Annotated in this window: 22 protein-coding genes and 1 tRNA gene; 9 read left to right on the forward strand and 14 right to left on the reverse strand. The window is 42.2% G+C overall.

Features of this window, described 5'->3' with window-relative positions; genetic code table 11:
* Nucleotides 1-52: 52 nt before the first annotated feature.
* Nucleotides 53-631, forward strand: a complete 579-nt coding sequence (locus ANME2D_RS14805) for a hypothetical protein (protein ID WP_052368964.1) — start codon at nt 53-55, stop codon at nt 629-631.
* On the opposite strand, the gene ANME2D_RS14810 is transcribed toward ANME2D_RS14805, so the two are convergent.
* The 3 genes from ANME2D_RS14810 to acs form a co-directional block, all read right to left on the reverse strand.
* Nucleotides 628-1,725, reverse strand: coding sequence for a DUF373 family protein (locus tag ANME2D_RS14810; protein ID WP_048093220.1), 1,098 nt, complete (start codon nt 1,723-1,725; stop codon nt 628-630). The genes ANME2D_RS14805 and ANME2D_RS14810 overlap by 4 nt on opposite strands.
* A gap of 124 nt (nt 1,726-1,849) precedes the next feature.
* Complete coding sequence (locus ANME2D_RS14815) at nt 1,850-2,986, reverse strand: CAP domain-containing protein (protein ID WP_048093222.1); 1,137 nt, start codon at nt 2,984-2,986, stop codon at nt 1,850-1,852.
* Between the two features lie 193 nt (nt 2,987-3,179).
* A complete protein-coding gene (gene acs / locus ANME2D_RS14820) occupies nt 3,180-5,129 on the reverse strand; it encodes an acetate--CoA ligase (RefSeq protein WP_048093223.1) in 1,950 nt (649 codons plus the stop codon).
* A 137-nt stretch (nt 5,130-5,266) separates the two neighbouring features.
* Between acs and ANME2D_RS14825 the strand changes: the two genes are divergently transcribed.
* The 5 genes from ANME2D_RS14825 to nrfH all read left to right on the forward strand — a co-directional run bounded on the left by ANME2D_RS14825 (nt 5,267) and on the right by nrfH (nt 11,269).
* Nucleotides 5,267-6,472 carry a roadblock/LC7 domain-containing protein gene (locus ANME2D_RS14825; RefSeq protein ID WP_048093224.1) on the forward strand — a complete coding sequence of 402 codons (1,206 nt, stop codon included), beginning with the start codon at nt 5,267-5,269 and terminating at the stop codon, nt 6,470-6,472.
* A 109-nt stretch (nt 6,473-6,581) separates the two neighbouring features.
* On the forward strand, nt 6,582-7,958 hold the full coding sequence (locus ANME2D_RS14830; RefSeq protein ID WP_048093226.1) for a tryptophanase: 1,377 nt from the start codon (nt 6,582-6,584) through the stop codon (nt 7,956-7,958).
* Between the two features lie 35 nt (nt 7,959-7,993).
* Nucleotides 7,994-9,439, forward strand: a complete 1,446-nt coding sequence (locus ANME2D_RS14835; RefSeq protein WP_048093228.1) for a 4Fe-4S binding protein — start codon at nt 7,994-7,996, stop codon at nt 9,437-9,439.
* 105 nt (nt 9,440-9,544) lie between these two features.
* Nucleotides 9,545-10,840, forward strand: coding sequence for an ammonia-forming cytochrome c nitrite reductase subunit c552 (locus ANME2D_RS14840; RefSeq protein ID WP_048093231.1), 1,296 nt, complete (start codon nt 9,545-9,547; stop codon nt 10,838-10,840).
* A 15-nt stretch (nt 10,841-10,855) separates the two neighbouring features.
* Nucleotides 10,856-11,269 carry a cytochrome c nitrite reductase small subunit gene (gene nrfH, locus ANME2D_RS14845; RefSeq protein ID WP_052368965.1) on the forward strand — a complete coding sequence of 138 codons (414 nt, stop codon included), beginning with the start codon at nt 10,856-10,858 and terminating at the stop codon, nt 11,267-11,269.
* 15 nt (nt 11,270-11,284) lie between these two features.
* On the opposite strand, the gene ANME2D_RS14850 is transcribed toward nrfH, so the two are convergent.
* Nucleotides 11,285-11,953 carry an endonuclease V gene (locus tag ANME2D_RS14850; protein WP_048093235.1) on the reverse strand — a complete coding sequence of 223 codons (669 nt, stop codon included), beginning with the start codon at nt 11,951-11,953 and terminating at the stop codon, nt 11,285-11,287.
* Nucleotides 11,954-11,981: 28 nt separating this feature from the next.
* On the opposite strand from ANME2D_RS14850, the gene ANME2D_RS14855 reads away from it, so the two are divergent.
* Nucleotides 11,982-13,031, forward strand: coding sequence for a tyrosine-type recombinase/integrase (locus ANME2D_RS14855; RefSeq protein WP_048093237.1), 1,050 nt, complete (start codon nt 11,982-11,984; stop codon nt 13,029-13,031).
* Here the strand turns inward: ANME2D_RS14855 and ANME2D_RS14860 are convergent.
* The 5 genes from ANME2D_RS14860 to ANME2D_RS14880 all read right to left on the reverse strand — a co-directional run bounded on the left by ANME2D_RS14860 (nt 13,014) and on the right by ANME2D_RS14880 (nt 17,521).
* Entirely contained in the window at nt 13,014-13,436 is a 423-nt protein-coding gene (locus ANME2D_RS14860; RefSeq protein WP_048093239.1) for a hypothetical protein, read from the reverse strand. The genes ANME2D_RS14855 and ANME2D_RS14860 overlap by 18 nt on opposite strands.
* Nucleotides 13,402-13,884 carry a hypothetical protein gene (locus ANME2D_RS14865; protein ID WP_048093241.1) on the reverse strand — a complete coding sequence of 161 codons (483 nt, stop codon included), beginning with the start codon at nt 13,882-13,884 and terminating at the stop codon, nt 13,402-13,404. The genes ANME2D_RS14860 and ANME2D_RS14865 overlap by 35 nt, the downstream gene beginning before the upstream one ends.
* A 618-nt stretch (nt 13,885-14,502) precedes the next feature.
* A complete protein-coding gene (locus tag ANME2D_RS14870) occupies nt 14,503-16,614 on the reverse strand; it encodes a PGF-pre-PGF domain-containing protein (RefSeq protein WP_048093243.1) in 2,112 nt (703 codons plus the stop codon).
* Between the two features lie 157 nt (nt 16,615-16,771).
* A complete protein-coding gene (gene engB / locus ANME2D_RS14875) occupies nt 16,772-17,383 on the reverse strand; it encodes a GTP-binding protein EngB (RefSeq protein ID WP_048093245.1) in 612 nt (203 codons plus the stop codon).
* A gap of 64 nt (nt 17,384-17,447) precedes the next feature.
* Nucleotides 17,448-17,521 (reverse strand) — tRNA-Val (locus tag ANME2D_RS14880).
* Between the two features lie 381 nt (nt 17,522-17,902).
* On the opposite strand from ANME2D_RS14880, the gene ANME2D_RS14885 reads away from it, so the two are divergent.
* Nucleotides 17,903-18,277 carry an ArsR/SmtB family transcription factor gene (locus ANME2D_RS14885; RefSeq protein ID WP_048093247.1) on the forward strand — a complete coding sequence of 125 codons (375 nt, stop codon included), beginning with the start codon at nt 17,903-17,905 and terminating at the stop codon, nt 18,275-18,277.
* Nucleotides 18,278-18,444: 167 nt separating this feature from the next.
* Here ANME2D_RS14885 and ANME2D_RS19120 read toward each other — a convergent pair whose 3' ends face one another.
* The 5 genes from ANME2D_RS19120 to ANME2D_RS14900 form a co-directional block, all read right to left on the reverse strand.
* The gene (locus tag ANME2D_RS19120; protein WP_081810320.1) at nt 18,445-18,843 is read right to left on the reverse strand and encodes a transposase; all 399 of its coding nucleotides are present in this window, start codon (nt 18,841-18,843) and stop codon (nt 18,445-18,447) included.
* The gene (locus ANME2D_RS19125) at nt 18,773-19,105 is read right to left on the reverse strand and encodes a helix-turn-helix domain-containing protein (protein WP_081810321.1); all 333 of its coding nucleotides are present in this window, start codon (nt 19,103-19,105) and stop codon (nt 18,773-18,775) included. The genes ANME2D_RS19120 and ANME2D_RS19125 overlap by 71 nt, the downstream gene beginning before the upstream one ends.
* A gap of 271 nt (nt 19,106-19,376) precedes the next feature.
* The gene (locus tag ANME2D_RS14890) at nt 19,377-19,955 is read right to left on the reverse strand and encodes a hypothetical protein (RefSeq protein ID WP_048093248.1); all 579 of its coding nucleotides are present in this window, start codon (nt 19,953-19,955) and stop codon (nt 19,377-19,379) included.
* 246 nt (nt 19,956-20,201) lie between these two features.
* Nucleotides 20,202-20,732: a PIN domain-containing protein gene (locus ANME2D_RS17135; RefSeq protein WP_052368966.1), complete on the reverse strand. Its 531-nt coding sequence runs from the start codon at nt 20,730-20,732 to the stop codon at nt 20,202-20,204.
* Complete coding sequence (locus ANME2D_RS14900) at nt 20,732-21,022, reverse strand: UPF0175 family protein (RefSeq protein WP_048093250.1); 291 nt, start codon at nt 21,020-21,022, stop codon at nt 20,732-20,734. The genes ANME2D_RS17135 and ANME2D_RS14900 overlap by 1 nt, the downstream gene beginning before the upstream one ends.
* A 578-nt stretch (nt 21,023-21,600) precedes the next feature.
* On the opposite strand from ANME2D_RS14900, the gene ANME2D_RS14905 reads away from it, so the two are divergent.
* Nucleotides 21,601-22,008 (forward strand): DUF4277 domain-containing protein (locus ANME2D_RS14905; protein ID WP_048093252.1); only part of this gene is annotated, 408 nt, incomplete at its 3' end.

Here is a 22,008-nt window from a genome sequence, read left to right on the forward strand (position 1 = left end):
TGTAGTTATTACCACTAAAAATGAGTATATTAAAATTAATTTTAATCGCGACATGATAATTATAGCAGATAAACCAGGGCCAACCATCGATAAGGCTCTCTCTTTGCTCTCAATAGAGGACTTCGATCGGATAATAATAGGGATAGATCCAGGAAAGCATCCTGGTATGGCAGTACTTGGAAATGATAAAACTCTCTCAGTTCACCATGTATCTGTGGAAGATGTCTGTCCGCTGATAGAAAGGATCATGCATGAATACAGGAATAAAAAAATCATAGTCAGGATAGGACATGGGGCCAGGCTTATTCGCTCAAGACTTATTAACGAGATCCTTGACATGGGCCTTCAGGTAGAGATGGTTGATGAGACAGGGACAACACCCCATCTTGGTAAAGGTATGCGCGGTCGGATGAGTTCTGACATAATCGCTGCTATCAAAATTGCAAAGATACCAGGAAAAACCGTAGGAAAACAGTTCATAGAGCCGTCACAGGGTGAGGTGAGGGTGATCCAGGAGCACAGCAGAGAATACTCAAACGGCCGCTCTACAATACCAAGGTTGCTTGCCAAGGCGGTAGCAAAGGGTGAACTAACCCTGGATGAGGCTATGGAGAGGCATAACGGCTGTTAGTATTTTGATATACCCTCTCTGGATGATCTTATGGATAGTCTTGCTCCTATAGTTGCTATAAAAATCGCCAGCAGTACAGTCGAGAATAGAAACTGTTGCCCGTCCTCAAGTACTGGATATCGGGTCACTGCCTCACGTATGACCAGAATATAGGTGCTGCCGCTCCAGAATAGAATACCGCTTGCAATAATAAAGAATGGGTGCGACCAATGTCGTCCAACATTTTCATTTGATAAACGCATGTCGATTATTTTCCCTGCACTGATTAATACTCCTGCAATAACATACCACCAGGTAGAGGCATTGATATATCCCATAAGCAGGATAAGTATTCCCGACCATATTCCCTCGTTATAATAATTCCACAGCTCAATCCCTCCCTGAACAGTCCCGATCAGGGATAGTACTATGGCTGCAAGATACATAATAAAAGTAATCTTTCCACCCTGAAGTGAATTCATCATGGAGGCATGGAAATTACTGAGAGCATCATCAAGGCCGGTGCCGCGGAAGAGCATGTAAATCCCGATTGCCCCGGTAATAGCAATGAGCGCAATCTCGGGTCTGTTGGCATACAATGAGATAGCGTATATCATAAACGCAAGGCCAAGCGGCATGAAAATTGTATGTGAGATTTTTGGGTCGTTAAAAGCCTGCTTTATTATATAGTATGTACTCTCCAGATTCTCATGCTGCTTAACAATTACCCTTCGCACCGAATCCACTTTTATCCTGGATTGAATGATAGGCAGAACAGATTCATCCTCTGCACCGTCTGAGACAAGGATTGCCCTCTCTGGTTTTAACTGTTCAAGTATTCTCTCAAACTGCTCTGATATTCTCTTATCAGCCAGAATTCCTACATCCTTGTTCCCTGCTATTGAAACGATCTCGACGTCGTTTTTTTCAGCTATCAATTTATCATATACATTTATTCCACCGAAAATTGTGTTGATATCAGAATCCTCAGGGTCGCTATAGGCAAGTCTGATGGCCGCATCAAGGTTTGCAGCACGCCCGATCACAGGACTTAAGACACCTGCTTTCTCCCCAAGATCATTATCCCGGTCAATGCATATAATAAGTGTCCTCATTGAGTTCTGTTATCTCCACGTTTATATAAATAGAATTCGCACCTATTTTATAAGTAGCGGCCACAGATCGATCATTAATTAAGCCAGACGCTTATAATCTATCAGATACTACACTGGTATGGTCTCAGTTACTGCGACTCACTGCTGTGAAATTATTATTTATGGAGTTCTCGCCCTTTGACAGCATTATAACTTTCACACGGGGGACTGTAGGCATATAGCTTTTCTTGAGTTGTTCTTTTACAATATATCTGCCTTCAGGGAGATTATCGAACCTGTAGAAGCCATTGCCATCTGTGAGAGTCACTTTCTTGATGTGTCTGTTTTTATTTATACCAATACCCATAAGCTCAACCTTCCAATCCGATAAACCTGTCTCATCGGCATCCCATCTTCCATTGCCATTGGTATCATTGATGTAATATCCTGATATACTGCCAGATGCTAGTATTGGAGTTGGTATTGGAGTAACCGTTGATACTGGTGTGGGTGTAGGTGTCGGGGTTACTACCGGGGTTGCTGTGGATTCTGGGGTAGTTGTGGGTGAGGGTGTTGCTGTTTGAGTTAATGTTGGTGTAGGCGTTGGTGTGGGTGTTTGGGTCTCAGATGGTGTGGGCGTTGGAGTCTTAGTTGGCGTAGGTGTTGGAGTGGATGTTGGAGTGGGAGTTGGTATAGGGGTTGGTATAGGGGTTGGAGTGGGTACTGGGGTCGGGCTTGTATTGATGGGCTGCACTACCGTGCTGCCAAAATCGGCCACCCAGACACAATTGCCTGCGTTACAACTGCGGGATATGCCAATAGCAGCGTATGAACTGCTGAGCATGATAGCATTGTGACCCTGGCTGTTCTTCCATGCATTAAATGCCTGATTAGCGGTCGTCATTCCACCGCTATATCCCCAGGCGAGAATCTCTCCTGCAGAAGCACTCACTCCAGCCGGATAACCGAAATCGCGCAGACGCTTATCGAACGTGCGCCCGGTGGAATCAGTATGCGAACAGGCAGACCTGTCAGTCACGCAAGTAGTAAGCATATCATCGCTCATCCAGCTGGCAGCATCCTGGAGTAACACATCGATGCTAAGCATACCAAGATTATTCTGTGCACGATAGTCGTTGATAAGACTTAAGAAGGACTCTGTCTCACTATCCGGCTGCGCACCTGCACCATCTGACAGCAATAATACCAGTATTGTTATTCCAACAACTATTCTGAGGGCGCCCCCTCTGTAAAAATTATTATACGATATTGTTATCTTCATTTTTACTACCGTTCCAGCTATGAATGCTATTAACGGTTATTTAATATAAGTATAGTCAGGGTTTTTTAAAATCTCTTGAATTTTTAACCTCCACTACTGTTTGTTTTAGTTTTTTATTGTTTATAACAAGTTTTTTTGAAGTTGCAATCAAGATGCATCTTAAACAATAAAAATATTTATTTCCATTTCTGCCTCACTCCCTCTCCCTAACAAGCACCTCAACAGCAGAAGGATCGGCCAGTGTGGTAATATCCCCCAGCTTATCAATTTCACCTGACGCTATTTTCCTCAGTATCCGTCTCATGATTTTACCAGAGCGGGTCTTGGGAAGCGCATCAGCAAATTGCAGTTTCTCAGGTTTAGCGATCGGCCCTATCGTATTCCTGACATGATCTATAAGTTCTGCCTTTAGCTCCTTACTGTATCTCACACCTTCTTTGAGCGTAACAAAGGCATAGATCGCTTCCCCTTTTATCTCATGCGGGTATCCAACCACAGCAGCTTCTGCAACTTTAGGATGAGCTACAAGAGCGCTCTCTATCTCTGCAGGTCCAAGCCTGTGTCCTGAGACCTTGATCACATCGTCTATACGTCCCATGATCCAGAAATATCCATCCTCATCTTTTCTGGCGCTATCCCCTGTCGTGTATAACCCCGGGAACTGCGTGAAATATGTTTCTTTAAATCGCGCATGGTTGCCGTAAACCGTTCGCATCATTCCTGGCCAGGGCCTCTTTATCACAAGCAGCCCGCCTTCGTTGATATCAGCCTCTATCCCATCCGGCCGCAGAACTGCAGGTTCAATACCCGGAAACGGGAACGTGGCAGAACCCGGCTTAAGGGGTATAGCGCCAGGAAGAGGCGTGATCATGATTCCCCCGGTCTCTGTCTGCCACCATGTATCAACTACAGGGCATTCGTTGTTCCCGATTATGCTATAGTACCACATCCATGCCTCAGGGTTTATCGGCTCACCCACAGTACCCAGAAGCCTGAGGCTTGAGAGGTCTCTTCCTTTTGGCCACTTATCACCGCTCCTCTCCAGCGCCCTGATCGCCGTAGGCGCAGTATAGAAAATCGTGACCCTGTATTTTTCCACTAATTCCCAGAACCGATCAGGCCGTGGATAATCAGGAACACCTTCAAACATCAAACATGTTGCACCGCTTGCAAGAGGGCCGTACACTGTATAGCTGTGGCCTGTTATCCAGCCAATGTCTGCAGTGCACCAGTATATATCCTCATCGCGGTAGTCGAATATCCATTTAAATGTCTGCATGACGTACAATAAGTACCCGCCTGTTGTATGCAGCACACCCTTTGGCTTTCCAGTGCTTCCACTTGTGTACAGGATAAACAGCGGATCTTCAGCATCCATGGCCTCAGGCTCACAGTCCATGGAGGCGGTCTCCATCTCTTCATGCCACCAGAAGTCGCGTCCTTCCTTCATGTTCACTTCGGTGCTGGCGCGGTTATAGATGATCACATGCTCAATATCACTGTTAAGCGCCATATCAACGCTCTTTTTAATAGGTATGGTCTTACCTGATCTGAAACCGGCGTCAGCAGTTATCACCATCTTACACGCGCTGTCATGGATACGGCCACGGAGAGAATCTGCACTGAACCCGGCAAAGACAACACTATGAATTGCCCCTATTCTCGCACATGCAAGCATCGCTATCGCAAGCTGCGGTATCATAGGCATATAGATCGCTATTCTATCCCCTCTCTTGATTCCCTTCTTCTTCAGAACGTTTGCGAACTTGCACACCTCGGTATAAAGCTGTCTGTAGGTGTAGCTCTGGGTATCTCCAGGCTCACCTTCCCACAGAATGGCTATCCTGTCACCCCTCTCTGAGAGATGCCTGTCAAGGCAGTTATAGGATGCATTCAGCCTGCCACCACTGAACCACTTGCATATCGCATCCTGCGGATCCCATGAGTGGACACTGTCCCATTTTTTAAACCATGTAAGCTGCTCTGCTATCTGCGCCCAGAAAGATGCAGGATCTTTAATAGAGTCATTATATATCTCCCTGTAATCACTCAGGCTTTTTATGTATGCTTTTTTGCTAAATTCTTCCTTCGGATTAAAAATACGTCTTTCCTTAAGTAAAGATTCAATGGTATTCTCAGCCATGTCGGTTCACCTGTACAGGCTTAATCTATCATTATTATTAAAATAGATTGTCATGACTCACTTTGTAATAGATCTTCCTATTCAAAACGTTTATAATCAAAGAAGAATATTTATTCAAAGTATAAAGTGAAAAAATTATGTTGCCTCATAACCCACAAAAAGAGGTTCGAAGCATTCTCAGTAAAATCGAAACCGGTAATGCAAATGAGGCCAGCATAGCCTCATTTGTGGAACTGATTTATAAACAACCATCCATGATACCCGAAGTTGCAGGGGTACTCGCCAGTATCCTGCAGACGGGGAGTACAAAAGCCTGCAGTTCGGCTATTTCAGCTTTAAATATGGTGGCTGATAAGGACATTAGATCGGTAGCCGATTATGTATATGTGATTATGGGCTGTATACAGAGAAGGAAAAAAGACCTTGGCGAGGATGGGATACTAAACGCAATTGAGATTCTGCTAAAAATCACTCAAAAACATCCAGAGCGGATGAGCACTGCGGTATCTGAGTTACTTGTATGCCTTGAGAGTACGAGCGTAGCGATTAGAGAGAAGACTTATTTCCTGCTTGCACTCCTCGTAATCATGCATCATAATGCCTTCAGAGGTCACTCAAAACAGATAATTCGAGCTCTAAATGGTCTTAACGTAGACGAGAGAATTTATGCATGCAGATTAATAAAGAAAATCTCAGAAAAAGATCCAAGAATAGTAGAGGATACATGCGATGACCTGGAGTACCTGCGCCTTAACCATCCGGACAATAAGTTGCGCTCAGAGGCTGCATATGCGATAGAGGCGCTAAAAGGAGCCCTTGAAAAGAAACCCTACGAGCTAAATGCGAAGGTCGTAGAATCCGATAAGGATAAATCCTTTTCTGAGCTAATTGAGCTTGTAACACCTAATGAGGAGGATTTCCAGAACATACTTGAAGGAATGGGTCTTAAGCATATGATCGTTAATAAAGAGATTCTTAAAAATGGGGCTGGAGTAAATACGAAAGATAGTACGCTTGAAAACCTTCTCAGAAATATGGTATCCAGTAGAACGATAGAAGCGGTAATGATAGTTAACAGTAAAGGTAAGGTACTTGCAAAATCAGGTACTCCCATCGATAGCTCACTCTTAAGTAAACTCATAGCTATGATTTCTCTGGAGAGCGACGCAGAATTCAGAAGCAGAGTAAGCATCGAGCATGCAGATAAAAAGATTGTTGCTGTCAGGGTGGGTAAGAGAGATGCTATGGCAATGATGACAGGCGCAGATATACCTATCAGTACTCTGCTACTTGAGCTGGATAAATCTGTCGAGCAGATAGATAAACTGCTCAGTGAGGTCTGAGCAGGTTAAATCATGTACAAATACGATATTATTCTGTTTAAAGATCGATACATTAATAATGAATAATGTCTATGCTTAGTGTGGGTATTCTAGAAAGGACAGTGAGTCTATGGGGGGACCAGTAGAACCATTTAAAATCAAAATGGTTGAGAGGGTAAAACTGCCTGATCAGGAGCAAAGAACTGAAGCAATTAAAAAAGCATGCTATAATACTTTTCTTTTAAATTCTGAGGATATTTATATCGATCTACTTACCGATAGCGGTACCAGTGCGATGAGCGATAACCAGTGGGCTGGTCTGATGTTAGGCGATGAGGCTTATGCTGGCAGCAGGAATTTCTACAATCTTGAACAATCTATTCAGGAGGTTTTAGGATATAGATATGTAATTCCCACCCATCAAGGCAGAGGGGCAGAACATATAATCTCAAGAGTTCTTATTAAACCAGGGAAAAATATAGTTCCCAGAAATATGTACTTTACTACTTCAAAGGCTCATGTAGAACTACTTGGTGGCGAAATGCCAGATGTGATTATAGACCAGGCCCATGACCCTGAGAACGAACATCCTTTCAAAGGTAACATAGATCTCGATAAACTGGAGAGAGTCATAAAAGAAAAAGGTACAGAGAGAATTGCTTATGTGAATGTTGAGATGAATGTTAACATGGCTGGAGGCCAGCCAGTTTCAATGGAGAATTTAAGAGGAGTAAGAGAACTATGCAATAGTTACAATTTGAAAGTAGTTTTTGACGCTACCAGAAGTAGCGAGAATGCTTATTTTATAAAAGAGCGGGAAAAAGGTTATTGTGATAGGAGTATCAAGGAAATATTAAATGAGATGATGTCTTACTCTGATGCCTGTATCTATAGTGCTAAAAAAGATTGTTTAGTAAATATCGGAGGATTTTTAGCAGCTAATGATAAAGAGATCTATAAAAAAGCTCGTAACTTAGTAGTAGTTTATGAAGGTCTGCATACCTATGGAGGAATGGCTGGTAGAGATATGGAAGCATTATCTCATGGGCTTAGAGAAGGTACTGATGCCAGATATCTGGAGTACAGAATTAAACAGGTAAGGTACCTGGGTGAAATGCTCATGGAATACAATGTTCCAATTGTAAAACCCATTGGCAGTCATGGTATTTTTCTGGATGCCCTGAGATTTTTTCCTCATATTCCAAGAGAGCTGTGGCCATCTCAAACACTGGCTGCGGCTATTTATGAAGAATCAGCAGTAAGAACAATGGAAAGAGGAGCTGTTTCAAAAGGAAGAGATCCCAGAACAGGGAAAAACATTTTCCCTGCGTTAGAACTGGTAAGAGTGACAATCCCAAGACGGGTTTATACGAATACTCAGATGGAATATGTAGCCGAATCGATAAAAAAAGTTTATGAAAAGAGAGATCAAATCAAAGGATTGAGGATGGTCTACGAACCTAAGGATTTAAGATTTTTTCAGGCAGAGTTTGAAAAAATAGAATAGCTGGATTACAGCTCCTCAGGAGTTCAGAAGAAAAAATGCAAAGTGAGAACAAACCAAGGATATATGACCTGCTTGAGAATGATGCCATAAGATCTGTTTTCAAAAGCCGCAAGACGCAGTTCCTTCTTCAACTGCCAGCAGTCCTGTTCCTGGTTACAGTCGTGTTCGCAGGCTTTTTTGGAATACAAAACAGCAATATGAACCTTGCAACCATTTCAATATGGGTTATCTGGTGGTCGCTTCTTATAATAAGTCTGGCTCTGGCTGGAAGGATATGGTGTCTTATGTGCCCTTTCGGGGGAATCGGGGACTGGGTACAGCGCCGTACTTTTTATAAAAAGGCTAATGATACGTTCGGTTTAAACAAGAAATGGCCTGCTGGATTGAGAAACCTCTCTGTGGCTGCAGTGTTTTTTCTTGTGATAACATGGGCAGATTTCCAGTTCAATCTGGTAAACAGCCCGCTGAACACTGCATACTTTATTCTTGTTTTGCTTGGTCTGGTCGTAATCATAGCAATAATCTTCGAGCGCCGCTCCTTCTGCAGGTATGTATGTCCCATTAGCGGGTTAATAGGCTTATATTCAATGTTTGCCCCTTTTGAACTGCGGGCAAAAGAAAAAGAGACCTGTAAGACCTGTAGAGAGAAATACTGCATCCTGGGAAATGAAAAGGGATATCCCTGCCCGGTATTTGAGTATCCAGGTACAATGGAGAAAAACACTCATTGTGTTCTATGTACAGAATGCGCAAAAACCTGTCACTTTGATGAACCCAATATAATCAGTTCTTTTTCGACGGGTTCATCAAACAGGAGCAACATCTCCTTTAATCTTCGCTCCTTTGCAGGGGATTTTTTGACTATAACAAAAACCAGGATGGATGAAGGGCTCTTTATACTGATTCTGCTCGGGGTAACTGTATTCCAGACGCTGATCATGATAAGACCGTGGACGGGTTTAACGACAGATTTAATGATCTATACAGGCGCCAGTTACGATTCTGTTCGATTTATCTTATTCATTGCTGCGACGCTATTTCCGGTTCTGATATACTCAACAGCGGCTGGTATCTCAAAATTACTCAACCAGAAAATAGTTTTTAAAGATCTTCTTGCAGGCTATGCATACTCAATTATTCCCCTGGGGCTGATGATGCACCTTTCACATAATCTTCGCCATTTGCTGGAAGAAGGCACCGGGATCATCCAGGTCATCTCCGACCCTTTTGGCTTTGGATGGAACCTGTTCGGTTCTTCCGGATATGCCCCTGCCCCGCTTCTTAGCAATAATAATATTCTTTTAATACAGTGGCTTCTGATGTTTATCGGACTGGGATACTCAGTATCGGTCGGCAGGATTATCTCAAGACGGATGTTTCATGGGAACGGATCGGTGTATATACCAATCCTGATGTTTGTTTTTATTTTTTTCGTGTTTTATCTCTGGGCACTTGGACAGCCGATAATGCATAAGCATTAGGGGATGAGAGCCACGATTAAAAGCGCAACTGCCCACAGATAGTATTAATTCACAGGAAGATAAATCCTTAAAGGTTGACGATTAATTTACAAACGGGGAGTGGAAATGAACAGAGTAAAACTGATATTGACTTTGATAGTATTGATTGTTATCACTATTGCAGTTGCAGGGCTGCTGATCAGCATCTTTGAGAGAAAGCAGGAGGCAAGACAGACGTTTTTTAAAGTTGTTGATATCCCTGAGAATGAGCCAGACCCTGCTGTATGGGGACAGAATTTCCCGATACAATATGAAGACTACAACAGAACACTGAACACATCCGAGTTCACGGATTACAGCCTGTACGGCCGCTATGGAGGTTCGGAGGCGTTTTCCAGACCGGACAAATATCCCAATTACCGCAGGCTCTTTGCTGGCTATTCCTTTTCAGTGGATTATCGCGAGGACAGGGGACACCTGCATGCTCTGGAGGATATGCTTGCAACGCAGCGGCTTGCAGGTAGAAAACCCGGTACCTGTTTGACCTGTAAGAGCAGTAATGTTCCACTGATAATGAATGAATTAGGCGTTGAGAGGTTCTATGCCACACCTCTTAATGATATTATGGCCAGGTTCAGCCCGAATCACTCGGTCTCATGCTCTGACTGCCATGATGCAGATACCCTTGCCCTGCGTATCTCTCGCCCTGCTTTCAGGGAAGCGATGGCACAGAGGGGAATAGACATCACACAGGCCACGCACCAGGAGATGAGAACATATGTATGTGCCCAGTGCCATGCAGAGTACTACTTCAGAGGAGAGGGCAACTACCTGGTATTCCCGTGGGCAAAAGGATTGGAAATTGAAGATATTGAGGCTTACTACGATGAGCTTAATTTTACTGACTGGGTACACAATGAAACACAGGCACCTTTAGTCAAAATCCAGCATCCTGATTATGAGTTCTGGTCAACCGGTATTCATGCCCGCTCTGGCGTTTCCTGCGCTGACTGCCACATGCCTTATAAGAGGGTGGGAGCAGTCAAGATCACGGATCACTGGATCAGCACCCCGCTTATTAAAATAAATAATGCCTGTATCACATGCCATTCCTTCTCTGAGGAGGAGATGGGGCAACGGGTACTGGATTCTCAGAATATTACCTTTTCTCTATTGAATCGGGCTGAGAATGCCCTGATAGATGCCCAGGACGCTATTATCCTGGCTCAGGAAAAAGGTGTATCAAACGAGTCGCTTCAGGAAGCCCGCAGACTGCACCGCAGAGCTTTCATCCGCTGGGATTTTATCAGCGCAGAGAACAGCATGGGATTCCATAGCCGGCAGGAAGCGGCAAGGATACTGGGAGCTTCAATTGATTATGCCCGCCAGGCAGAGCATACTGCCCTTACAGCTATAAGCTAAATGCGGATGGTCTCCATGAACAGGATACTTATAATAGCTGTTGGCGTATTTATGGGTCTGGGTATTTACACCTTCTGGTACGGAGAAGGGTACTCATACCTGAGAGATGAGCCAGAAGCCTGTGTGAACTGCCATGTTATGCGTGATCAGTTCAGAAGCTGGATCGCCTCAAGTCATAATAATGTTACCTGCAACGACTGCCACATTCCCCAGGATTCTGTTGTGAAGTATGCCGTGAAAACAGAGAATGGCATTCGCCACTCAATAGCTTTCACCTTTGAGGATACACAGGTCATCCGCATTACTCAGAGGAACCTTGATCTACTGCAGCAGAACTGTATCCGATGCCACGAAGCTTTCGTAAGCCCGATAATCCAGGAGGGCATATCCTGTAGCAGGTGCCACAGAGAGGCAGGGCATGCACAGTGAAGCAAGATCCGACTCCTACAATAGATTCTTCAATCCGTTTGCATACTCATGCGCAAGCCTTACTGGCTCAGGAAGCTTGTGGCTTCTAAGGGTTGCCTTTGTAATCAAAAGTGAGCTATCAAGTGATACCCTGTGGCCTGGAGCTATCACTATCGCCCTGCCTCTCCTGCTGGACTTAAGAAGCCATCCCACAGTCCGGTCTTTATAGATAAGAGGATTCGCCTCGCCGACTAAAGAGGGCTCTTCTCCAGATCCGCACAGGATCCTCTTTGTAATCCCGATAGTGGGCACATCCAGAGCAACACCAACATGCGTGGCAAGACCTGCACTGCGTGGATGATTGATACCTGCCCCATCCACCATCAGGATATCAGGGACTAGTTTCAATTTTTTAAAAGTACTTACTATTGCAGATCCTTCACGGAAACTTAAGAATGTAGGAATGTATGGAAAATCCACGATACTGGTAGAATAGACACGCTCCATAACCTCAAGAGAATTGTAATCCAGTACCACGATCCCTGATATAATCATGTCATTCATGAAGGCCTGGTCTACGCCTGCAATAAGCCGAAGCTTACCGAAGTCATCCTTGATAATCGCTTTCTCAGCGATAAGCTTTTGAACTGCAATGAGAGACTCCCTGGAAGATTCCTGGAAAACCGTAGATTTCTTTAAGTACATATGTCACCTGTAATGGTAAGGTGTTATCATGGATATTAAAGAATATATCGAAGAATTAGAAGCAAATGGTTTTGCTAAAAACACAATAAGATCATATAAACAGATTTTAGAGAGATTAAACGATTTTAAAGAGCTAAAAGACATAACAAAGGAGGATTTAGTAAAATTCTTTAGAGATTTTAAAGGCACTGATGAAACAAAGAGATTGTACCAGACTAAGATCAAGAAATTCTTTAAAGACCTGGAGAGAGCAGAAGTAGCAGAGTGGATAAAGCCAGTTAGAGTAAAAGAAAAGCTAACCGCAGATGATATTCTAACAACTGAGGATATAAATAAACTTATAGAGTCAACTGGTGGAATATACTGGAAAGCATTAATAGCATTCCTATTTGAATCTGGATGTAGAATATCAGAAGCTAAAGCACTAAAATCTAAAGATTTTAAAGAGACTAATGAAGGGATGATAGTAGATATACCCACAATGAAAACAGCATCAGGATTTAGAAGAACCGCATTAATATTAAGTGCTGATTATATTAGAAATTTGAGAGTTTATAGTAACTCACCCCCTGATAGTGTAATTTTCCATATAAGCGCATCACACACACAGGTAGTATTAAATGAGATTTCCAATAGAGCAGGTATTAAAAAGCCAGTAACGCCACACGCTTTTAGACATGCACAGGCTACAATAATGGTTCAACAAGGGTATAACGAAGCTATCATAAGAAAGAAATTAGGATGGACTCCAGGTAGTACCATGATAGCACGATATCAGCACCTGAATGATAACGATGTAGTGGAAGCAACGTTAAAGAACAATGGTAAGACCCCTGAGAAGTTGATCATAACAGAGATAAAACAGGCAGAGAAAATTACTTTAGTTGATGCTGCTATGCAGTTTTCTAAGCTATCCCAGGAGAATGAGACCCTGAAAACAGAACTGAAAAAACTAAAGAGCTTAGTTAAGAAAATTGCAGAGTTGCAGAATATGACATCTATCGAAGAACTGGAAGCAGAGACGTATTTTGAAGAAGCTGAGTCAAAAAAGGAAGAAAGATCATTTCCACCCGACTAACTTTTTAAGAGCTTTGTAATGATCCATACATGTAGCCGTACGGCACTTCTTACAAGCAAGATCACAGCGCTCTATAGGACTCATGGGTTCTTCCGATGCACGTTTTGCGATAGCCTTTAAATAGTTCTCCCTGAAAGAATCGTATATTTCAGCACTCCGCGCCTTATCCTTTAGATCGCGGCTATGTTGAGAAACAAGCCAGTGTACTTGATAACGAGTTTTCCAGGGACTAAAGTTAGACCATTGATTCAACTGAGTGATGATAGAGAGAATACCAGAAGCGGTATAACCTACATAGATAAGAAAGCCCACCATCCATAAACGTTGGTCATGTGTAGCATCAGGATTAAGAAGAACATCCATTATCTTTTTACGCTGTGATGCATAGCGAATCTTCGCAAGCATACGAACCACACTCACGTCGAGGTATAGCATGTGCTGGATATTTACGGCAGGTATCAACATACTCCTGGAATGACTCAACCAGAGCAGGAGGTAACCCCCCATCAATGATCATCCTATCGAGCATAATAAGGAATTGCTGGAATATTTCAAGGTTTTTAGTATTTTCCTTGTCGCAATCACGAAGTACGCTCATAACGTGTTTATGAGCCTCTAAAATCAATATTATGAATGCCTCATCGATAGCACCACATTCAAGAGCTTTATGAAACTCAGGAAAAGCCCTGGCATGTTCAGCCTGTGAGATCTCATTCATAACGCCAGCCGATTCATCTAAAGGCATGTTCTTAACATTACCAAGGCAACGCTCTTTGTATTTTTTTGTTTCAGTATCCCATATACGTTCATACACATATTCATTTTTGCCAACCTTGCGAGTAACGATAGCCATATGTTTATCACCAAGTGATAAGAGGACACCTAAATATATAAAGGTATCTTTATACCAGTAAATATATACGATATGTTTATACAGTATGGGTAATTTCCTGGTAGATTGTAAAGTTTTTTAGAACATGTGATAAGAGTTGTGATAACAATAAATATGTTGCAATAATAATTAAGAGTATGTCAATAGATTATGCTTTTTCAATGTTGCGTTAACCTTCGCTCTGTGCTTCGGTTACAGTTGTGCTAATACGAACAAGAAAAGGGGTGAAGAGTGCCCGCGTGGGAACCCCCCCACGCGGGAAGGAGGATGCATCCTCCTCGCGGCGGGCTAACGCGCCGCCGCTCACCACCTGGTAACAAGCTACATACGTGATATGGGATGTCACATTATAAAGCTAATATTATTTTATGTACATGATATGTCACAACTATATTTATTCTATGTACAGGATATATCACATTATAAAGCTAATATTATTTTATGTACAGGATATATCATATTTATCAGAATTCGTAGAAATCCCATATTTTATATAACTCCCTGGAAAAATCACGGGGAAATATATCAGATGTTGCTGGCATAATACCGGGATTATTGGATGAGCTTGAAATACCTGCGCTACATCATCCGTCTCCTGATAAACAGCAGGACTGCTGCGACTATGCTCACAAGGGCCATAATTAGAACTGCTTTCCAATCAGAGGAAGAGGAAATGGTTGCTTCTGCTTCTGTTACAGCAGCCGTGGCCGTAGTCCCGGCAGTAGCAGTGGGTAATTGTGTGGATTGGATAAATACTTCCTCTCCTGTTACGCCTGCTATCGCAAACGGTGAAAAACGATCCGTGATAGCATGATAGCGCACAAATCCACCCTCTCCCCTGATATCCTGCGGGTTCATCGTGGGTAGCAGTATCCATTCGCCATCTGTGTAGCGGTACAGAACCACTTCGCTTATATCATTCTCATCAAGCCATGCCCTATCCACTCTGAACGTGATAGTAGCTTCCTCGATATTGTTCGGTATAGCGAACCCGGCGGTTCCCACCCAGATATTAAAATTCTTATATATAAGACCTGGAGCTGATGTATTTACAAATGATGAGGTGTTACGCAACACCTCTACAATTGTGGTCACAGAATCAGCATTAACATTGCCCGTAATATTAACAAACTCCACAATACCGTTTTGCGTGAACTGATAGTTTGTGCTCTCACCCTTATATATATCCATCTCGTACTTCTCGGTTCTCTCTATGTTATTGTTGTCCTCACCTGATGTACCGCTACCGCCTCCACCTGAGGATGAGCCACCGCCCCCTGTGCCTGATGCCCCGCTACTGTCACTATAGTCACTATATGTAGTACCTCCAAGCGCGAAGATACTGAAATGGTTCAGGTCAGCCCATGCATACTTAATATCAGTATCTACTCCAGCATCATATATGTAAGGACCTCCTGGTATCTCCCCTCCTGTGTAATCTCTTACTCTATACCATGTATTGTTTATGCTATCCAGGTAGTAGAGACTCATAGTACTTTCATCCATGTCGCTGATTTCCTCAGATGTGTAATTGACTTTTAAGGTCACATTTGATATATTCTCAGCCGCAGCTACGTCCATCTCAATATACTTGATTATTCTCAGATCGTCTGGCACAACCGCGCTTGCATTAATACTTTTATTAGGAGGTACGATTCTCACTGTAAGATCGATGCTCGCATCTGCGGTCTCATCGGCAGCAGCCTCTACCATTACATCTTTATGAGCTATGATCGGGATTTTATTTCCGGCTGGAATTTTTGTTGAATTAGCTATTACATCTACTGGCAGCGGCGCTGTACCGTTTATCTCCGCTGTCCTGGCAGTATGATTAACCCATGTCCGGTTAATGTTGCTCCATCTATCAACAGTGTGCGTGCCTATGGTATATTCTGTATCGGCAGCCAGGTCTGTTGCATTATAGAACTGCACGCCCCCGGAGACGTTAGTCTGGAATACTCCATCAATATATATCATAATTTCAGATAGATTCGAATTCTCAGGGTCAATCCATGACCAGTTGATATATGTTGGTGCATAGGTCGTATTCTGCAAACTGGTTATGCTTGCGACAGGTTCTGTAATATATGCAGGTACCTGAGTTTGTGCTGGAGCAGGTGTCTGGGTTGGCTCCGGGGTTTCTGTCGGTTCCGGAGTTTCTGCAGGTTCCTGGGTCTCTGTTGGGGTAGGTTCCGAAGGTTCTGTCGGAGTTGGTCCTGGAGTTTCAGTTGGAGTTTTCACTGGCGTCTTTACTGGAGTCTTTACTGGAGTCTCTACTGAAGTCTCTACTGGAGCTGGCTCCGGGGTTTCCGTTGGAGTAGGTTGCGGAGATTGTGTAGGAGTTGGTTCCGGGGTCTCAGTCGGCTCTGGAGCTGTTGGCTCTGGGGTCTCTGTTGGTTCAGTATCCGGTGTTGGAGCCGGAGTTTCTGCTGGTATCGGATTGGATGTCGGAGTTGGTTCTGGAGTCTCTTTTGATTTTGGAGTTTTTTTCTGTTTATTTTTCATGGCAGGTATATACTCGCTCATGGAGGCAAGCGGATATCCATCTTCATTGTTGCTGATAATTATGTCATAGGTATTGTGATCTATGTTATCAGCAACATCGTTCTGGTATAATATGTTACTATCAGAAATTACATTGATTCCTGCAATTACGATTACGATTAAGAGAGCCAGCGCCCACCGATTCATGTCTATACCTCCACCCTATATTAACAGAATCTGCACCCCATGCTCTTTTTCTTTTAAGCTCTGCAAATTATTTAATCCGGCATGGTTGAAGAGATTAATGATTCCATATCGCTTATCAGGCCATTCCCACTCATACTATTACTAAGATAGAATGTTCTCAAAAGTACATAAAACTTTTGAGAACATTAACCCCATCATTCTTTCTTACCTTCTCCAGTCTCTTCTGCATAACCTCCTTCAATCTCCCAACATCCCTCTTCTTAGCGCTCACAGGCACTATCCTGTCAATCCACTGCCTCCATGGAGGCGTCATACCAAGCCTCTGTGAAATCCCATCAAGCGTACTATCCCTGTCCACATCCCCAACTTTATCTATCTTGTTTGCGGCCACGATCACATCGATGTTTAACTCATGCAAAAACTCAAAGAGCTCAACCTCAACTGGTATTTCGCCTCTTTCAGTCCATCTGTCCACAATCTCAGCAAAAGAACCTGCGTTTACCACCATCACTGCAAGTGCGATGTTGCCGGCATTGCTCTCTATGTAATGAACGATGTTATCCTTGATAGCCTCCTGGCCCTGGTCTGATACACCACTCATGAACCCGAACCCGGGCATATCCACTATCTGGAAATCCTGATAGGGAATACGCAGAGGCTTTCGTGTCACACCCGGATGTTTGCCTACCGGGATTTTTTTGCCTGTGAGCGCCCTGATAAGAGTGGATTTACCCACATTGGATCTGCCCACGAACAATATCTCTTTCATGATCCTAAAGCATAGGACAGGTCATATAAAAATGCTTCCAGATATTTTAATTTTTAAAAATATATGGGCCCGCGGAGATTCGAACTCCGGACCTCCGCCATGTCAAGGCGACGTCATAACCAGCTAGACCACGAGCCCGGTTTTTCCAACTGCGGATAATCGCTATTAACACTTTGCTAACAAGTAATTAATATTAATATTTATCCAGTAGTCTGGAGAGGTTAGTGCCTATTAACACTTTGTTTTATTTAAGCCTTTAGGGTCATGAAGGGACAATCCTTCTATCCCTTCAAAACAATTATCCGTTTGCCCGTTACCTATCAACCTGTGGTAATAGGTGGATCTCCCCCTTTTTTTGTCTGTGGGACAGGAAAAATAGTTTTTATATAGATGGGAGAGGGGGGAAATCCACATAATTTTTAATATCTCATGTATATAAACAAAGGTGTGATATATGTGTGAAGAGCAGATACTTAGAGAAAATAAATATAGCAATGAGAGGACTGAAGCGCAAGAACCATGAACAACAAATGCCTGTGTGAGTCCAGAACCATAGAGCCGTGCTGTCCAGGCGATGCAAAACTTCGCAGAGAATGGTTATTGAACCTGGAAAAAGAACATGAATCGTTAAGATATGCATCTGAGGAGATCACCCGGAAATTAAGAATATTCTCCAGCCCTGATCGGGTGGAGATCCTGTTGATGCTTGATAGGAGGGAGCACTGTATGGATGAGATAGCAAGAAAGCTAAAGGCTCGAAAACCAGCTATCTCCTATCATCTTGAACTGTTAAAAAGGCATGGTATGATATGCATAAGAAAACGCTCCCGTTTTGCTTTTTATTGTCTCTCCCATGAGGGCAAAAAAGCGGTTATGCTCTTTCAAAACATATAGTTAAAATTTTCTGAATGTAGAATGTGCCTGAAAGAGTGATGAACAAACTCTATTATAGATAGGGCAGATACCTATAGTCAAGTTCTCAAATACTCGTAAATTGGAACCATCGTGATACCCTCCTCAAATGCCGTAATCAGTTGTCGCTTTAATTCTCTCTTATTTTCTCAGTACCTTATTGCCAGCCATTTCTTAGCCGCCCTCCACGATTGCTCTATAGGATCAAGCTCAGAACTATAACTTGGAAAATAAACGATATGCAGATGCTCTTTATTTTCCTGATAAAATTTTTGCATATCACCAGAGGTATGATAAGGACCCTGATCTATAACGGCAACCAGCTTACCGAATTTGTAAACAAGTCGTTGTAAGAATACCTTGAAAACATCACCGTTTAGCCAGTCTGTGAACGCATAGATGAAATATTCAGAGTTTAATACCCCAATAACACAGATTTTTTCCTTCCTTTTGTATTCGTACTTTACATTCGGGTGACTACCAACAGGAAACCAGCCGTATGTGAGATATGGTGGAAGATGCTTTCGTCCAGAAATAAGACTGTGTATCCATCGTCAACAAATGGTTTAACTTGTTGTTTGAAGTTTTTTTAAATTCTTCTTGAAGCTGTTTGTTAGCCTTTCTATGAGATGGCCGTGGTTTCTGGCAGGATAGACCAAGACGATGAAGTATACGCCTTACTTGAAGTGGTTTATAGGACACGTTATAGAGTTGTTCTATTAGCTGGATAACAAGTTTTGTTGTCCAGATAATGAACGGAAAGCCCTGCTCCTGGGGAGATTTGAAAAGAATTGGCTTTAGATCTTCTATCTGTTATAGAAATGTTTGGAAGAAATGATTCACCTCTTGGAATTATTGTCATTTAAACACCCCCCCATTAAATAATCTGCTTGATGAGTCTTAAAAATTACGGAGGCATTAGAATCATGCTATAGAAATCTTAGAAATAGGTGATTAAATATAAATTGGTTGACCGTAATGTTTAACAACTTCTTGGAATTTATTATTCAGTATTTGAATTAATGAATCATCGAAAAGGCACAAAAACACAAAGCGTAGCTACAATAATTCAATAATACCATTAGTGAACTATAGAGTCATCATAGGTGACGGTATCTATACTCTTTGTAACTTTTTGCACATTTGGAGCGCATGAGATTACCTTATTATAGACATATGTTAAAATTTCGTCTTTCCAAAAGAAATTGCCATCTAGAGTGAATTTATTATCCCATGTGGATATGTTATATATGTTCCATGTACGAAGTCTAGCATCACCAAATCGTATATATCGATCTGTTCTATTGATTGTCTCAATTCTTATAATATTTTTCCAAGGGCAGTAAACTCTTGTAAAGATATCAGAATATTCGATCCCGTTTGTAGAAATAATAACTTTTGCAGTTATTTCTTTTGATATCATGATTAAAATTCCTATCGGGAGTACCATTGAGAGAATTAGGAAAAGCTGACCAAGAAAATTTGTATTCAAAAAGATAACATTCATTTTAAGTAATATCTCTCTTAGAATGTCCAGCCACAAGAAAGCTATAAGAAAAGGCGTTATTAATATCAGAAAGTAGAAAATATAACGACCTAATTGGCTTGAATATATTACTTCTTTCTGGTGTATGGTATCTTTACAGTCTTCTTTCGCCATAAAACCCTTTTCCTTTGATATCAGAATTTGAACATATTAAATTTTACTAATAAAAGCGATTGAGCTCCCGCCCCTCCCCGAACAGCGCCGCATCGTCGCCAGAGTAGACCAGCTCATGTCCCTCTGCGATGAGCTTGAAGTCAGGCTTGCGCGCTCGCAGGCGGACGGCGAGAGGTTGATGGAGGCGGTCTCGTGGGGAGGATGCTGGCAGGGTAACCTGGCAGCCCGGCTACATGAATATTACATTCATGTAAAACGGGAAAAAAGCTGCTTTAAATTATTATCTGAAAAAACATAATTATCTTTTTGCTTCAAGCTCTCGATAATTTCAATAAGCTCGCTCTTTTGCTTTATCGTTCCTTCTATTATACAGGCTCCTATCAAGCTTTTCAAATCAAATATTCTCTCAACCCCCTCTTTTATTGCTATTTTGGCAAGGTAAGAATCATCTGTGAGCAGAATAGCTTTTCTTGATTTTGCCAGAACAATACATTCGCAATCTGCAACGCTCAGTTTATAATTATCGTTGAGCCTGTAAGCTTGTTCCAGTTCTTTCGTTCCAGGCACCAGGATACAAAGTTTATTTTTTACCTCGTCAAAACTCACCATTTCTTCTATTTTCTCAATAAATCTAAATCCTGCAATCTTATTTATATTTAATTCTTTTAATACAGACGGCGTGATATAGCAAAAATGCTTTTTAAACAGGATATCCAGCAAACTTAACCTGTCTATTTTGGCCAATGAACTCAAAATGCAGGTATCGACAAGAATCATTAAATCAGCCTTGCTAGTTCATCTCCCTTAGCTTCTGCAAAACCTCTTCTTATCTTTACGCCAGCTTTAGCAAGAAAATCCTTCATCTCCTCGGTGCTAACTCCTGCCAATTCAGCAGCTTTTGAAATAGACATTTCCTCGGTTTTATATAGCTCTACCACTGCGGCTACTCTCATGTCCTTTCTGAATTCAAAAAAAGTCCTCAGAGCATCGTCAATAAGTTCATTTTTCGTCGAATAAATACCACTTCTAACCAGTGCATCTACACCATTGTTTATAACACTGCTCATGAAGTTTATCTCCGTATATTCTTTAACATTGCATCCTATTTATCTCTATGGGGTAAAGAAGATTCCTTACTCAGGAGCTTTTACAATGCATGAGCATGTGAATTTAGCACACGCCGTCTAAATAGACTGCAATCGGAAGTGACTGGGCATTATCGATCATTAGCTAACAAAAGCGCATCGTTGCCAAGGTTGACCAGCTCATATCCTTCTGCGATGAGCTTGAGGCCAGGCTTGTGCGCTCGCAGGCAGACGGCGAGAGATTGATGGAAGCGGTCGTGGAGCGGGTGCTGGCGGTATAGCGATGAAGAGTACTCTATATAATAACGAAAATATGATATAAATTGTTAGATGAGCCTATCAAGCTGCTCGTTAATACTATAATCATTTCTGAAATCCAGTATAAGCTATATCGATTATTGGGTGATGAGGATTCTTATAATCGGACACTAAAATTACTCAGTTCAAAGTACGTAGGGTACCAACCGATAGAGCAAAGCACTATATTAAAAGCTTTGGAACTCAGCTTCCCATTTTCCGCACATTTTAATACAACTCTCTCCAGAATCAGTATTTAGAAAATGGACTACAGTAGTAAAAATTTAGATCACTTAGGAATCGTAGCAGGAGTTTGTAAAGAGATCGAACTTCGTGCATCTATCGATAGAATAGTCGGAGTAGACAAAAGGCAGAAAGTAACAACAGGAGAAGCTGTTGAGGCAATGGTCTTAAACGCGTTAGGTTTTGTGAGCAAGCCTCTATACATGTTTCCTGACTTTATGGGCACAAAACCTGTAGAGCTGCTAATAGGCGGACATCTTAAAGCTGAGGATTTTAATGATGATACGCTTGGAAGAAGCCTGGACAGATTATATAAAACCGGGACAGAAGAAATATTTCTACAGATAGCGATCAATGCATATGGGAGATACGGGTATCATGGCAGATTTCTTCACAGCGATACCACAACCATAAGTGTTCACGGTGAG

The sequence above is a fragment of the Candidatus Methanoperedens nitratireducens genome, assembly GCF_000685155.1.
Classification (GTDB): Archaea; Halobacteriota; Methanosarcinia; order Methanosarcinales; family Methanoperedenaceae; genus Methanoperedens; species Methanoperedens nitratireducens.

What these genes read in the sequence shown, in the direction of transcription:
- ANME2D_RS14810 (WP_048093220.1), bottom strand. Translation starts at nt 1,725, where the DNA reads ATGAGGACACTTATTATATGCATTGACCGGGATAATGATCTTGGGGAG.
- ANME2D_RS14870 (WP_048093243.1), bottom strand. Translation starts at nt 16,614, where the DNA reads ATGAATCGGTGGGCGCTGGCTCTCTTAATCGTAATCGTAATTGCAGGA.
- ANME2D_RS14890 (WP_048093248.1), bottom strand. Translation starts at nt 19,955, where the DNA reads ATGGCGAAAGAAGACTGTAAAGATACCATACACCAGAAAGAAGTAATA.
- nrfH (WP_052368965.1), top strand. Translation starts at nt 10,856, where the DNA reads ATGAACAGGATACTTATAATAGCTGTTGGCGTATTTATGGGTCTGGGT.
- ANME2D_RS14900 (WP_048093250.1), bottom strand. Translation starts at nt 21,022, where the DNA reads ATGAGCAGTGTTATAAACAATGGTGTAGATGCACTGGTTAGAAGTGGT.
- acs (WP_048093223.1), bottom strand. Translation starts at nt 5,129, where the DNA reads ATGGCTGAGAATACCATTGAATCTTTACTTAAGGAAAGACGTATTTTT.
- ANME2D_RS17135 (WP_052368966.1), bottom strand. Translation starts at nt 20,732, where the DNA reads ATGATTCTTGTCGATACCTGCATTTTGAGTTCATTGGCCAAAATAGAC.
- ANME2D_RS14825 (WP_048093224.1), top strand. Translation starts at nt 5,267, where the DNA reads ATGTTGCCTCATAACCCACAAAAAGAGGTTCGAAGCATTCTCAGTAAA.
- ANME2D_RS14815 (WP_048093222.1), bottom strand. Translation starts at nt 2,986, where the DNA reads ATGAAGATAACAATATCGTATAATAATTTTTACAGAGGGGGCGCCCTC.
- ANME2D_RS14840 (WP_048093231.1), top strand. Translation starts at nt 9,545, where the DNA reads ATGAACAGAGTAAAACTGATATTGACTTTGATAGTATTGATTGTTATC.
- ANME2D_RS14885 (WP_048093247.1), top strand. Translation starts at nt 17,903, where the DNA reads ATGAACAACAAATGCCTGTGTGAGTCCAGAACCATAGAGCCGTGCTGT.
- engB (WP_048093245.1), bottom strand. Translation starts at nt 17,383, where the DNA reads ATGAAAGAGATATTGTTCGTGGGCAGATCCAATGTGGGTAAATCCACT.
- ANME2D_RS14805 (WP_052368964.1), top strand. Translation starts at nt 53, where the DNA reads ATGATAATTATAGCAGATAAACCAGGGCCAACCATCGATAAGGCTCTC.
- ANME2D_RS14850 (WP_048093235.1), bottom strand. Translation starts at nt 11,953, where the DNA reads ATGTACTTAAAGAAATCTACGGTTTTCCAGGAATCTTCCAGGGAGTCT.
- ANME2D_RS14855 (WP_048093237.1), top strand. Translation starts at nt 11,982, where the DNA reads ATGGATATTAAAGAATATATCGAAGAATTAGAAGCAAATGGTTTTGCT.
- ANME2D_RS14830 (WP_048093226.1), top strand. Translation starts at nt 6,582, where the DNA reads ATGGGGGGACCAGTAGAACCATTTAAAATCAAAATGGTTGAGAGGGTA.
- ANME2D_RS14835 (WP_048093228.1), top strand. Translation starts at nt 7,994, where the DNA reads ATGCAAAGTGAGAACAAACCAAGGATATATGACCTGCTTGAGAATGAT.
- ANME2D_RS14860 (WP_048093239.1), bottom strand. Translation starts at nt 13,436, where the DNA reads ATGCTTGCGAAGATTCGCTATGCATCACAGCGTAAAAAGATAATGGAT.
- ANME2D_RS14865 (WP_048093241.1), bottom strand. Translation starts at nt 13,884, where the DNA reads ATGGCTATCGTTACTCGCAAGGTTGGCAAAAATGAATATGTGTATGAA.